General features: G+C 55.9%; 9 protein-coding genes and 1 pseudogene. 2 read left to right on the plus strand and 8 right to left on the minus strand.

The features are described from left to right. Window positions 1-42: 42 nt before the first annotated feature. Together BLP45_RS02080 and BLP45_RS02085 are read right to left on the minus strand one after the other, a co-directional pair. Entirely contained in the window at window positions 43-2,826 is a 2,784-nt protein-coding gene (locus BLP45_RS02080) for a M64 family metallopeptidase (protein ID WP_090369286.1), read from the minus strand. Beyond that, a complete protein-coding gene (locus BLP45_RS02085; RefSeq protein ID WP_090369288.1) occupies window positions 2,813-3,328 on the minus strand; it encodes a hypothetical protein in 516 nt (171 codons plus the stop codon). The genes BLP45_RS02080 and BLP45_RS02085 overlap by 14 nt, the downstream gene beginning before the upstream one ends. A 220-nt stretch (window positions 3,329-3,548) precedes the next feature. Between BLP45_RS02085 and BLP45_RS15050 the strand changes: the two are divergent. Next, window positions 3,549-3,791 (plus strand): annotated as a pseudogene (locus BLP45_RS15050) (type II toxin-antitoxin system Phd/YefM family antitoxin). 182 nt (window positions 3,792-3,973) lie between these two features. On the opposite strand, the gene BLP45_RS02095 reads toward BLP45_RS15050, so the two are convergent. The 4 genes from BLP45_RS02095 to BLP45_RS02110 form a co-directional block, all read right to left on the minus strand. Further along, the gene (locus BLP45_RS02095; RefSeq protein WP_256327631.1) at window positions 3,974-4,411 is read right to left on the minus strand and encodes a hypothetical protein; all 438 of its coding nucleotides are present in this window, start codon (window positions 4,409-4,411) and stop codon (window positions 3,974-3,976) included. 182 nt (window positions 4,412-4,593) lie between these two features. Next, entirely contained in the window at window positions 4,594-5,628 is a 1,035-nt protein-coding gene (locus tag BLP45_RS02100; RefSeq protein WP_090369290.1) for a chemotaxis protein CheB, read from the minus strand. A 283-nt stretch (window positions 5,629-5,911) separates the two neighbouring features. Further along, a complete protein-coding gene (locus BLP45_RS02105; protein ID WP_090369292.1) occupies window positions 5,912-6,805 on the minus strand; it encodes a GGDEF domain-containing response regulator in 894 nt (297 codons plus the stop codon). After that, window positions 6,805-10,146, minus strand: coding sequence for a PAS domain-containing hybrid sensor histidine kinase/response regulator (locus BLP45_RS02110; RefSeq protein ID WP_090369294.1), 3,342 nt, complete (start codon window positions 10,144-10,146; stop codon window positions 6,805-6,807). Before BLP45_RS02110 ends, BLP45_RS02105 begins: the two co-directional genes overlap by 1 nt. 584 nt (window positions 10,147-10,730) lie before the next feature. Between BLP45_RS02110 and BLP45_RS02115 the strand changes: the two genes are divergently transcribed. Then, window positions 10,731-11,069, plus strand: a complete 339-nt coding sequence (locus BLP45_RS02115) for a hypothetical protein (RefSeq protein WP_256327632.1) — start codon at window positions 10,731-10,733, stop codon at window positions 11,067-11,069. A 198-nt stretch (window positions 11,070-11,267) separates the two neighbouring features. On the opposite strand, the gene gnd is transcribed toward BLP45_RS02115, so the two are convergent. Next, window positions 11,268-12,173: a phosphogluconate dehydrogenase (NAD(+)-dependent, decarboxylating) gene (gene gnd, locus BLP45_RS02120; RefSeq protein ID WP_090369296.1), complete on the minus strand. Its 906-nt coding sequence runs from the start codon at window positions 12,171-12,173 to the stop codon at window positions 11,268-11,270. Between the two features lie 148 nt (window positions 12,174-12,321). After that, on the minus strand, window positions 12,322-13,446 hold the full coding sequence (tal, locus tag BLP45_RS02125) for a transaldolase (protein ID WP_090369298.1): 1,125 nt from the start codon (window positions 13,444-13,446) through the stop codon (window positions 12,322-12,324). Window positions 13,447-13,466 lie beyond the last annotated feature (20 nt).

The following is a 13,466-nucleotide window of genomic DNA, read 5'->3' on the forward strand; positions in this document are numbered from 1 at the left end:
CTTCGAGGAAGTGAGCCAGGTTTTACCGCAAGCGGCGGTTTTTCAGGCTGGCCTGGACGGCTTTTGCGCTCCTGGTTCAGGTTCCACCAGAGACCCCGCTGTCGACGCTTGCGGGATTCGCGGATTTTTGCAACAGCAGCGTTCGATGATCCTGTTCAGCCGACGAACTAATTCGCGTGCCTCTTTGCAATCGTCGTGGCCGCCGGTTCCATCCTGGCCGTCCGGCCTGCCGGGATAGAAGATGAGCCCTGTGAACTGCCGGAAGCGCGTCACGCGATTTCCGCCTGGAGAGGTCGCCGACACTTCGGTGGAGAATGTATAGGGGCCTACGAGAGGCGTATCGGTAAAGTTTCCACGGTATTCTCCATTTGCGCCGGGATCGAGCACCAGCGTGCGCAGGACATTGTCGGGCCTGATGACCTGGACCTCCGGCGGCGTGTTGAGCTTGATCGGCTGGCCGTATACGGTTGGCTCCAAAACCACTGTCATGGTAGAGCCGGGCGCGTAGCTGGATTGAACGAGGTACCCTCCCAAGTGCAGATCGCTGCGCGACTTGCACATCACCGAGTAGTAAAAAGGTTCGCCACCGCTTGCCGAACCGGCCGCCGTCCCAACTGTCGGCCGTTGCCTGGCGAAATTTTCCACCCACACCCGCCAGCGTCCGATATGCGCTGTCGGCCGGTCAGGGAAGGCGGGAAATACCCAGCGGAAGAACATGTGGGACTTCCCGGCGACGAAATCGACATTGGGTAGCGCTCCCGCATCGTTCGGGGTGACAATTGTGCCGTCCGGCGCTTCCAGCCAGACGCGTATGTACTTGGGATACACGAACGTCCGCCGGAAGACGACGATGAAATCCGCTGCCACGTCGACTTCGCCCAGGTACACTTTTGTTGCCCGTTTCTGGCCAGGAAGCACGATGCCCAGCGGGTCTTTGACAAAAGCCTCGTCGCTGACATCGCTGAGAATCTGGACATAGAGTTTCTGCAACAAAAACTCCTTGTAACCAACCAGCTCACCGGTGATGTGGGCAACGCCATTGGTCACGCTTGCGATCTGCACGAGTTTGTCTTCGAGCTGATTCAGCCCCAGCCCCACCGCGAACACGCGTTGTTTCGGCATCTTGGTTGAGACTGTAGCCGTTGCTTCGGGAATATCCGGCGGCGTGTTCTGAATACCGTCGGTCAAGACAATCAGGGCACGGCTGTCGGCGACCGCTCCATCCAGTACATCGCTGCCCAGTAGAATGCCCGCGCCGATCGAGGTATTGCCGGATGGATTAAGATTGGCCGGAGTCAGGATATTGGTAGCGTTATCGCGCCCCATCCCATCACCCTGCGCGCCGGCGACTTCCATATCCAGCAGGATGTCTCCCGGATCATTGGCAACGTTATTAAAGCGCACCACGCCTATACGATCGTTATCCTTGATAAGCGCGGCATAAAGCTTGCCCGCCTCGATGGCGAGGTCGACTTTTCGCTGGCCCGGAACGCCGGTCGGTTCGCCCATGCTGCCCGACCTGTCAAAGACCAGTACGGTATCGATGGGCATCGGTGGTATCGCTTGCGCCAGCAGATCCACTGTCTCCAGGGGATTTGCGGGGTCGTCAGGCGTTGTGACCTGAAGGCTGCCGGGGAAGCTTGGCCCGCCCACATCGGTCGAAGTGAAGGCGATGAAGATTCGCCGCGCGGTGTAGGGCTCGTTGACGGGCGCGGGGAGTGTGAAACTCAGGTCCGTGTCGGGAATATAATTGAACTGTCCGGTGATGGCCGAGAGGTTGACACGCAGGGTGCCAGGAAAACCGACGCGATTATTGCGCACTTCGAAAAAGCGATGCATCGTCAGGCCGTGGACGACCTGGCCGAAATCCAGCAGCAGCGATCCGTTGCCGGTAACAACTTCCATGCGCGGAGTGGGCGAGATAAATTCGGCGAGCCTGTCCGCGATTCCCTGAATGCAGACTCCGCAGAAGGGTTCTTTCGACACGCGCATCCGGCAAAGATAAGCGGGCCGGTAAAGCCCGCAATGGTAATAGCCGGCCCCCTCGAATAAGCCGATCTGGAAATCGCTGTCCAGGACGTTTGGGCTCTCGTCTTCCGCCGTACAGTCCGGATTTTGCATGGTGGGGATCGGCACCTCGGGTGCCACCATTTCCGTCCAGAGCAGCTTGACCGGATGGCCGGTAGCGGCGAGGTCGGCGAGGGTGGTGGCCGCTGTTATGTTTGGCTTGAACGGTTCGCCTGCCGGCGCGTTGTTTCCCTCGCCATAAGGATATTCATCGGCCAGGCTGAAAGCCGCGTGACCAAATTCGTGCAGGGCGATGTCGGTCCAGCTTTCGCCGGAACTGGCGCCCAAACCAGTGGCAAAAATCCGGTCTCCGGAAGACGCGCAGCCGCCGCGCTTGGGCGTATTGACAATGACTGCGCCGGCATACCACACCGGGACATTGGCAGTAAGCGTTGTTTTCACCAGCAAAAAATCGGGTGCGAGGCACCGGTGGATATCGCTGGTGCAGAAAGTGGCGTCGAAGTAAGTGTCGGCGACGGTCCCGTCCCCGGCCTGGTCGGGACAGTCAGCCGGATCATCTGCGCCCACATCGGTTGATGTGACGTTGAGCTTCCAGACATTGATTGCTCCGCCGACAGCCGGATACCACGGCTCAGCCTCCAGTGCGGCGACGAATTCATCGCACAAATTATCGAACTCGGTTTGCTGCGGGCCAGCCTGAAAACCCTCCGCTACCAGCACGATATTCATGCGCTGGTCGTCAGGCCCGTTATCGAGGATCTTTGACGAACCGAGGACCATGCCGTCATTGATGCCCATGTTCGCCTCCTTTCTCGCCGTGCAGGTGTATCACGGCAATGCGCTCGGCCTTGCGTTCCCTGGGCATTTCCTGCGCTTCCACTTCATGGGGCGAAGGCTTGTTGCTTGAGTAGATATGAAGCGCGTCGAGGTCCGGCACATCCGGTACCAGGATTTCCAGGCTAACCTGGCGGTGTAGCGTTTTAATTCTTCTGATCCTGCCATTGTCGCTATTGCCGCCGTTGCCGCGATTGCCACCATTGCCGCCATTGCCACCGAAGACCTCCATACCGAGAAATGGGTCTTCCATCACTTGCCGGTAGATGGTGCGGCCCTGTCTATCGACGGCTTCGTACCAGAAGCCTGTCACGCCACGGCCACGCGCGGCTTCGGGCAGCTCGTCGGATTTGGGAAGGGTCATGCTCCTGACGCGGATATCATTCTCGATAATCCACGCGCCCTCCCGCCAGACGACGCTGATGCGGCGGACGGGACAAGGGAATGTGATCTTGCGGCTCACCATGTTTTGTTCTCCCTATCGCTGTGGGGCTGTGGAAATTGGTCACTGGAATCGCCTGGTTCCTTCCATTTATAGTTCAAAAAACAGAAAAGGAAAGAATTTTGCGTTTTAAATGACCTCTTCCGCCAGCAGCTGCGTGTGGGCTTTGTGCCGGGCTCTCGACGAACGTACGGAATAGCGTACTATCATGACGGTGATGAGACTTGCCTGGAGGTAATCATGACTGTCTGGCATGACAGCAAGTGAAGCCCGCGCCAATCTGTATCGGCCGATTGATGCTGCTGCGTCCTCACATCAGCCGCTGGCTATCTCGGGCAGGTGAAATCGAGCTGTTCTTATTGCTGAAGAGGAGTGGGCTGCGATACAGGAAACGTTGTCTCTCCTGTCAGTCCCCGGTATACGTGAGTCGATTCGGGACGACCTGGACACCCCCGTGGATGCATTCATGGAGGAACCGGGCTGGTGAATTGGCCGCTTGTATACACTAGGCAGGCGCAAAACAATGCCAAAAAGCTGGCTGCATCGGATTTGAAACTGAAAGCGCTTCTGACAGGGTGCTTAGAATGAGTCCGCCAGGGGGAGAAGGGCGGATATGCGCAACAGGACGTAACGATCAGGTAACGAATCATTGCCGTCGAACTACTTTCTTCAGCTCGACTTGCCGCTATTCTCTTTAATCTTCGAAGCCATCTGCCGATGCAAAGCGGCTTCTTTCAGGTTTGCCTTTGCGGCTTCCTCGTACTTGCGGACCAGGGCGTCGGCGTGGGCTTGCAGATCCTGGGCCCGTCTGCCATAAAGATAGCTTTTATCTTCGTAATGCGCCAATAGCTGTTTTTGTTCCTGAATCTTTGCCTGTAATTCCTTGGCTACATCTTCGTAGTGTTTGGCCACGGCCTCATGCATCTTGCTCGACTCATCTTCATAGGATTTGACCACGGCCTTGGGATCGCTTTGCGGCGCAGCATTCCCGGAAGCGGGACGAGTATCGGGGGCTTCAGCGGTCCCGGCCGCGATCGAGAACGCACTCCACCCTGCAAGCAAGCAGAACAACGGCAAGCTGACAATTGTATTTCGCGCTTTCATCATCGGACTTTTTTATTCACTGGTATTCTTAATGGAGCTATACGTTCTCAAGCGTGGGAATTACACGTAGATGAACAATACCGAAACTCCGAGACATTGTCAACGTTATTATGTTTAAAGTAGAGGAGAGAAAGTGTGACAGCGTAACTCCACGGTATTCATTAGCAGTTCGGGAAAACGCTGTTCTATTTTTGTCCCGCCTTATTGAGCAAGCTATCACCGCTAAAACGTTCGCTCGACAGCACGGTGTTACGCAGCAGGCGCGATTGCTCGGTCGCGACACGCGCATGCTCAAGAAATACCGCCGCGGCCTTATTCTCTCCTTCCTTGGCGAAATCCTTGCCTGTCTGCTCAAGCAGCATGGCGGCTTCTTCCAGGCTGCGCATCGCCGCCCAGTAACTTTCATCTATTTTTTCCATTACGCCGGAAAGCAGCGCGCTGGTGGAATAGGCGTGCCCGGTGTGACAGCGGAACCGGTTAAGCCTCCCTTCGTTTAGCTTTACCAATACGCCCTGGCACTCCGGGCAGGTAAAAGGAGTGAGAGGTCCGACATCCATGATGCCTTTCTCAAACGCGTCGCCATCCACAGCGACGCTGACTTCGATCCCCATTTTTCGCCTGTCGTTCGCCACGTCATATGTTGGCTCTTTCAACGCTTGCTGCGTAAGATGTTTCAACAGCGCGCCCATTTGATGGACCGACACGCAGTGGTCGATTTCAACCTGGCTGAGCGCACTTGACGGCATTGAATCAAAGGAGGCTTCAGTAGGGTCTTGGGTAATCGTGATTCCGTTCATGCGCTTGATACTCCACAAACCGGAGGTACCATCATCCAGTGCCCCGGAAAGAACGATACCAATGACTCGAGAGCCATGAGAATAGGCGGCGGAGCGAAATAGTGCGTCGACAGATGGCCGGTTGCGATTTTCCTTGGGGCCCCTGGTTACGAGAACACGGTTGGCCTCGATCAGCAAGTGGTGATCGGGCGCGGCGACATAGATTCGCCCCCGCTCGATCTCATCCCCATCCGCCGGATGTACTGCCTTTAGCGGCCCCTTTTTACACAGGATCTCCGGCAAGGTACTCACGAAATTTGCAGGAATGTGCAAGACCACAAAAATTGCCGCATCCAAATCGGCAGGCAATGATGCAACCAGGGCAGACAGGCTTTCCACTCCGCCGGCTGATGCACCTATGGTTACAATGCGTGCTGGCAACATATTCTTAGTCTCCTCGCTGAAAGTAATAGAGATGAGAAGGGATAAGAACTCTTCGCCTGAATCCAGCCATTGAAAATGCCGCTTTTTAAGGGATTGCACGCAAGTATAACAAGGATGAGATAGGGTCGGACGTGCAGAACTTCATTAAATTACTAGCCGCTATGAGGAGCGAGGTAGTCTCTACATCCGGAGGATGGCTTGAGGCTCTGCATCAAGTGGAAGGAGCGCATTGGGCTCACGTGCGCCGCAATGAATCAGCTTTTTAACATTCTGCTACCAGGAGTTACACCTCCCGTTTTGAGAATTCAACCCGGTTGCGGCCTGCTCTTTTTGCCCGGTAAAGCGCCTCATCAGCGGCGGCGATGAGCATGCCGGCGTCCTCGCCAGTCCGGTTGCCACCGACCGCGACACCCAGGCTGGCGGTCATGGGAATCACTCCTGACTGGCAGTCGACAGGCCCTGCGCTGATGGAATCACGAATTCGTTCGGCCAGGGCCATCGCTTCACTTAACGTGCACCCCGGCGCCGTGACGAGGAATTCCTCGCCGCCGTAACGCCCGATCCGGTCGTAAGGACGCAGCGCCAGGCGCATGCGGCGCGCTGCCTCTTGCAATACCGCGTCGCCCGTGGGATGTCCATGCGTATCATTGACCCGCTTGAAGTGATCGAGGTCGGCCAGTACAACGCCAACGCGGCTGCTTTCGCGCGCCGCCCGTCCCAGCTCCCTTTCCAGGCAGTCCATGATTGCGGCACGATTCCATACGCCGGTGAGGCGGTCGTGCGTCGCCTGCACATGCAGCTTCTTGTGCAGGGCAAGTATTCGTTCGGCGACCCGTAGCCGGGCTGCCAGCTGCTCTTCATCGAAAGGCTTGGTGATGAAATCGTCGGCACCCGCGTCCATGCCTTCGAGATAGCTGCCCTTGCTGTCCAGTGCGGTAAGAAGAATGATATACGTATATTGCAGGCTGGGTTCGGCACGGATCATCCTGCATAACTCCAGTCCATCGATATCCGGCATCATCCAGTCAGAGATAAGCAGGGAGTGCCCGTCTTGTTTCCATGCATCCCAAGCCTTCTGCCCGTTCTCCACCGCCGTTACCGCGTATCCGAGTTTCCTGAGGGTTGCGCCGAACAGAAGGCGCGAGGTGGTATCATCTTCCGCGATCAGTATCTTCATCACAGGGCCTTGCCTGATAACGGTTCGGGCTGCATATCGAGCGCGGCAATTTCGACCTTCACCCGTTCAAATTCGCCTTCAATCTGTTTTATCAGCGCAGCAGCTTCCGTCACGCTGCGAGTTTTATCGAGAGCCTCCAGTTGCTGGGCAATATCGGCCAAATGCTGCGCGCCCACGCTGCCACAAGCTCCTCTGAAGGCGTGGGCTGTCTTGCCCAGGAGCCCGGCATCCCCCTCACTCGCAGCATTCCGCAAAACAACAATGCGTTCGGCGCCCTCCTTCAGGAAAGTCGCAAATATCCGGCTCATCAAGGTCGGTTCTGCGGTCTCTTTTCCCAGTGTTCGTAAACGTGCAACGACTTCGGCGTTTAGCGAAGATGAAACTTTGGGAAGAAATGAAGAGATCGGAGTTAAAGGGGCGACCAGGCTCTCAACGGCAGCGTCGTTCTCATTCCTGGTGCGATACTGTTGTGCCTCGCTCTTCCGCTCCCCTCGTACTGCAGGCGTCCATTTTTTCAGGGTGGCCGCAAAGTCTTCCTGTTTAACCGGCTTGCTGATGTAATCATCCATTCCGGCAAGCAGGCAGTACTCCTTATCTCCTTGCATCGCTTGCGCCGTTACCGCAACGATTGGAAGCGGGGATTTGTTGCCAGTCCGGCGGCGAATTGCAGCAGTGGCCTCGAAGCCGTCCATTTCGGGCATCTCGCAATCCATGAACACGATATCGTAGGAGGCCGTTTCGGTCCTTTGCACGGCTTCCCGGCCGTTGGTGGCGACATCAACGTCGCAGCCCAGATTTCGCAGCATTGTCGCCCCGACAATTTGATTGGTCATGTTATCCTCCGCAAGCAGCACGCGTATACCGGAAAACGGCGGACCTGTAAGGTCACTTGTATGTGCCCCATGGGCTCCTGGAAGGAGTTGATGATCGCTGATAAGATCGATGGGCCGGCGATTGCAGTAGGCTTCCCACACATGTACCAGGGTCGACAACAGTTCCGATTGGCGCGCCGGTTTGACCAGATAGGCGGCAAAACCGATACTCTTTAGCCGGTCCCTGATATCGCCCTGTTGTCCCAGCGAACTTAACATCACTAACTGGATATCGTGAAGCAAAGGATCCGTTTTGATGGCCTGGCCCAGCATTTCTCCATCCATGTCAGGCATTTGATAATCGAGGATCGCAATCTGATACGGGTCGCCGGCGGCCTGAGCAGCACGTAACGCCCGGAGCGCTTCGGCTGCTGATATGGAAGTTCCGATGCGCATCTTCCAGACGCGGATCTGCTCTTGCAATACCAGGCGGTTAACTGCGTTATCGTCCACGATCAGCACGCGAACACGTGCCAGTTCCGTGTGCGACCTCACCTCAACCGGCTGTTTCCCCTGCAGCGGCAAGCGGAGGGTAAACCAGAACGTCGATCCGGCCCCTACACGGCTTTTCGCAGCGATGGTCCCCCCCATCAATTTCACCAATTGCTTGCTGATGGCCAAGCCCAAGCCGGTGCCTCCGTAGCGGCGGGTGGTGGAGGTATCGGCCTGCGTGAACTTATTGAAGAGATCTCCCAATTTAGCTTCCGCGATCCCCAGGCCGCTATCCTCGACACTGATGCGAACCGTGACCTCGTCTTCGGAGACAGAATCAGATTCGACATTGATAAGCACATGGCCCTTATCAGTGAACTTGATGGCATTGTTCGTCAAATTCGTCAGTATTTGACGAATACGCCCCAAGTCACCGATTACATTGCGTGGCACGTCGGGAAGGTAGCGTACGATGACATTCACGTCTTTCTTCCTCGTTGGCTGCATGGCGATCATGCCGGCTACATCTTCAACAGCCTGGAGCAGGTCAAATGGAATAGGCGCAATAACCAGCTTACCAGCCTCGATTTTAGAGAAATCAAGGATGTCGTTAATGATGGTGAGCAGTGTCTCCCCGCTTGCGCGCGCCAATCCTGCCAATTCGCGCTGAGAAGCAGTTAACGGAGTATTCAAAAGCAGGCCGACAGTGCCGAGCACGCCATTCATGGGGGTGCGAATCTCATGGCTCATATTTGCCAGAAACTCGCTCTTGGCCCTACTGGCAGCCTCGGCCGATTTACGCGCCTTGTGCAGTTCCGTTTCGATACTCTTCCTTGCCGTAATATCCTGGCCGGAAAAATAGAATTCACGCACTTCCTGCACGGCAGTTATATTCCATAAAATCCAGCGGGAAGAGCCGTCCTTGCAGCACATCGGGGTTTCAAAGGAAACGGGAATGCCCATGATCAGCTTGTCCAATTCCGCCGCGGTCTCCGCGCGGGACCCGGACATCACGAAGTCCAGGAACGGTCGAGACAGCAACTCCTCTTGCGTGAAGCCGAAAACGGTTTTCCATGCCGGGTTCAAGCGCTTGAAGCAGCCGCCGAAATCCGAGATGGCAAGAAAATTGAGAGACTCGTTAAAGTAGCGGTCGCGTTCCGTCTGGGCGGCAGTAAAGGCACGGGCAAGATTACTTATCTCGTCGTCCGAATCGATCTCGAATTGAAAGGCACGATCGGTTGTTCCGCTGTTCCGGGTCGCATCTTCGAGTTGCACCAGTTTTTGTACCTTTCGCCACACGATATGGGACGAAAGAACGAGCCAGGCTACGAGAAGGGCAAGCGTGAGGAAGACACCGAAAATATAGAGCTGAGTGCGGTGTTGTGCGGCCGCAACTGCCTCGAACGTGCGCGCGTCGAACAATTCGTGGAATTTGTTTACCTGTTGCATGATCTCGGCTTTCGCGAGGTGATAGCTCTCGTCATACATAATGCGGTGCGCCAGTTCTGGGTCGGGGGTATCTTTCACGCCGAATTGGCCTGTCGAGTCCGGACGCAGCCCTTTCATCGCATTAAACGCCTTGTATTCGGACTGGACCAGGCGGTTGGAATTATTTTCGGCTTCCTGAAGTTTTGCAAATTCCGCCGCAGTGAATCCGAGTCCCTTCATTTGCTCCTGTAAAGAAATCTTCTGTCCGCTTGATCTTGGCTGGAAATCCGTATCGCCGGCCATGAGATCCCAGTAACTGCGCTCATAGTGCAGCGGTCGCTCCTTTTCGCCGTTACGGATTGCAAGTATTTCCCAATAAAAACGCTCGAACTTCGGGTCCCCGGTGGCAACATAAGTACGCGCCATGCGCGTCAGATCATCGGAAGACTGGCGCAGCTCGTCGGCAACGAGGAACGACGCAAAGCGGACGTCCTGGACGTGATTCAATTCCCGCTGCCCCAAGAAGCGGAGCACGCTGAAAAGAACAAGCAGGGAGAGAAGCACTCCGGTCACGAGATAAAAGATGTTACTTAACCTCCGGATTGTCACGATCTCTCCGGCGGCACGCGCCGCACTGCGCCGAAAGCTCCAGGACGAACGATATTTGCTCCCGTCGCTGCGCCAAACGGAGCATTATTCGCTACTGTGCTTTGGATTTGGGCCAATGCGGCTGGCGCGAGTACGTATTGTTTGGGTCTGCGGTGGCTCATATTCTTTATTTACGAAGATGTAAAGGCTTTGCAGGCCTTACCCGTAAAGGTATGGCTGTGGTAAGCCGTGCTCAAGCGGATCTGGCTGATGGCAGGCCTGGTAGATGCTTCGCCCGCCCCGTCGCCAGACCTAAATCCGCCTGCTCTGATCAACCATTAGATAACGGAGAGCTGTTCCTGGATAGCTGTAACATCTTACAGGGGGGTTGCGATACCTTTTAACCGGCATATTTCAAAGGAGGTGGGGTTTTTATATGGCGCGATGCGCTTCGCTTATTGACGCCCTACAACCGGCCCGGCGCCGTTGCAATTCACACTTAATACACTTTAAACATAAATAAGTTGACAAAGTATTTTTCCCCCGGTAGGATACGATCATTGGGCATGTTGATTCTCGTTAACCAAAATGCGAAAGGACGTATCATGATGGGAACGAAAAATAGCTTTGCGGCTTTACCCGTATTCTTTTCACTGGCGTTAGGTATTGCGTTTCCCAGTTCAGGCGCGGCCGCTGAGAAGGACTATCCTTTGTGCACCGTAGGCGGTTACTTTTCCGGATCGGGCGACAAGTTTTTGAGCGAATTAGCGAAAAATATCGCACAAAAGCGGAATATTTTTGGCGACCCCATATGCAACGCCGCCTGGAAGAATGGATACAAAACCGGTGAAAACTTTTCGAAAACGGGAAAACCTAAAAACCAGGCGGAAAAATTCGTCTCTCAGCAGGCCGCTGAATTCAGGGCACAGGTGGTTAATCCGTAGCACCTGTCGAACTTGAAGAATCGAAGCTAAAAAGTGATGGTGTGAGAGTAGGTCTTGACGTTTAAGGGCTAATGGTCATTCGATTGGCCGAGAAAGCGGCGAAATAGGAACGAGCCGAGGCTTTTGCAGCCGATTTCCTTTAAGTAGGTGGGTTACCCGAAAAGCGGATCTGCTGGTCCGCTTTTCCGGTTTATGTGGTTATACCTTCTTCATTGCGTGGCCGCCGAACTGGTTGCGCAACGCCGACAGCAGCTTATTCGAGAATGCTTCGGAATCCCGCGACTGCAACCGTTGCAATAGCGCCAGGGTAATGACCGGTGCGGCAACGTCGAGGTCGATTGCCTCGGCGACCGTCCAGCGTCCCTCGCCGGAATCGGGCACGTAAGGAGCGATCCCTTCAAGGCCGGGATTTTCCGCCAATGCGGCAGCGGTCAAATCGAGCAGCCATGACTGCACCACGCTGCCGTCGCGCCAGATCTCGGCGACCTGGTGCAAATCCAGGTCGAATTCCTTCTTGTGGCGCAGGATCGCAAACCCCTCGCCATAAGCCTGCATCATGCCGTACTCAATGCCATTGTGGATCATTTTGGTGAAATGGCCGGCGCCACTCGGGCCGACGCGCCCCCATCCCTTGTCCGGCGCGGGCGCGAGGGTTTCGAAAATAGGGTGCAGCTTTTCGACCACCTGTTCGTCGCCGCCCACCATGATGCTATAGCCGTTTTCAAGCCCCCATACGCCGCCGCTTGTGCCTGTATCGACATAGTGAATCCGGTTCGCTTTCAGCATTTGCGCGCGGCGTTGGGTATCCTTGTAATTCGAATTGCCGCCGTCGATGATGATGTCATCCGCCGAGAGCAATGGTAATAGGGCCGCGATCGTTTCATCCACGGCGGCGCCCGCGGGGATCATCAGCCAGATCACGCGCGGTGCTTTCAGTTCATTGGTTAGCGCTTCCAGGGTTGTCACAGGCGCGATGCCTTTTTCTTCTGCTTCCTGGAGCGCTGCCGCGTTGCGGACGAAGCCGGCGACGCGATGGCCACCGCGTATCAGCCGTTGTGCCATGTTGCCGCCCATGCGTCCGAGGCCGATCATTCCGAGTTCCATTTATTTCCTCCCATGTTGTTAAAAAGCGCACCTGAGGCAGCGATGCCCCGGTTTTGATGGATGACTGCGCTTTGCTTTGTTGCATATCGCAGGCGGCGGGGCGGTTGTTTGCTTTGCTTCACCCATCCTATATAACGCTACGCAACGCTCAAGCGACGTGGTTGGCGAGGATCTCCTGCCGCTTGGGTTTCAGTGCGGCAAGCAGTTTGTCGTAAGATGCCGCGAAAGCAGCCACGCCGTCATCCTGTAGTTTTCGGGTGATGGCATCCAGATCGATGCCGAGTTCCTGCAGCCGCGCGATATCCGCTTCCGCTTGCGCAATATTTTCAGTCAGTGTTTCATGGACGTGGCCGTGATCGCGAAATGCGGCGAGGGTTTTTGGCGGCAAGGTATTGATGGTATCAGGCCCGATCAATTGCTCCACGTAGAGCACGTCTGAATAAGCGGGATTCTTGGTGCCGGTGCTGCCCCACAGTGGGCGCTGTATGCGTGCGCCTTTGCTGCGCAACGCTGCAAACGGCTCGCCGTAGAATGTTTCCCGAAAGCGCTGGTAAGCCAGTTTGGCGTTGGCGATTGCGATCTTGCCGCGCAGGCCGAGCGCTGCGGGCGAACTGATTTTTTCCAGCAGGGGATCGACCACTCCATCGATGCGGCTGACAAAAAATGACGCCACCGAAACCGGCCACCGGGTTCCTTTGCCTCGTGACTCCGCTATGGCCCGCAGCCCGCCAATATAAGCCTGCGCCACGTCCGCATAGTGCTGGAGCGAAAACATCAAGGTCACGTTGATATTGATGCCTGCGGCGATCGACTGCGTAATTGCGGGAATACCGGGCGGGGTGGCGGGTATTTTTATCATCAGGTTGGGGCGCTGCACCGCATCCCATAGCCGCTTCGCTTCGGCGATAGTACCGGCCGTATCGTAGGCAAGATGTGGGGAGACTTCGAGGCTGACGTAGCCATCGCCACCGTCTGTTTCGTCGTAGACGGGCCGCAGGACGTCGGTAGCCATGCGAATATCGGCGACCGCCAGTGCTTCGAACAGGGCCTTGTCGGTTTGCCGCTCGTCGGCTCGCAGCACTTGGCGCAGCGCATTGTCGTAGCTATTGCCGTGAGCGATTGCTTGTTCGAAAATGGTTGGATTGCTGGTCACGCCGCGCAACTTGTCTTCGTTTACCAGCCGTTGCAATTCTCCGCTATTGATGAGATCGCGGCTGATCGAATCCAGCCAGATGGATTGGCCGCACCGCAGGACCTGTTGTAATGGATTCATGTAGTTTAATCTCCCATGTT

It is taken from the genome of Nitrosospira sp. Nl5, from assembly GCF_900102495.1.
Classification (GTDB): domain Bacteria; phylum Pseudomonadota; class Gammaproteobacteria; order Burkholderiales; family Nitrosomonadaceae; genus Nitrosospira.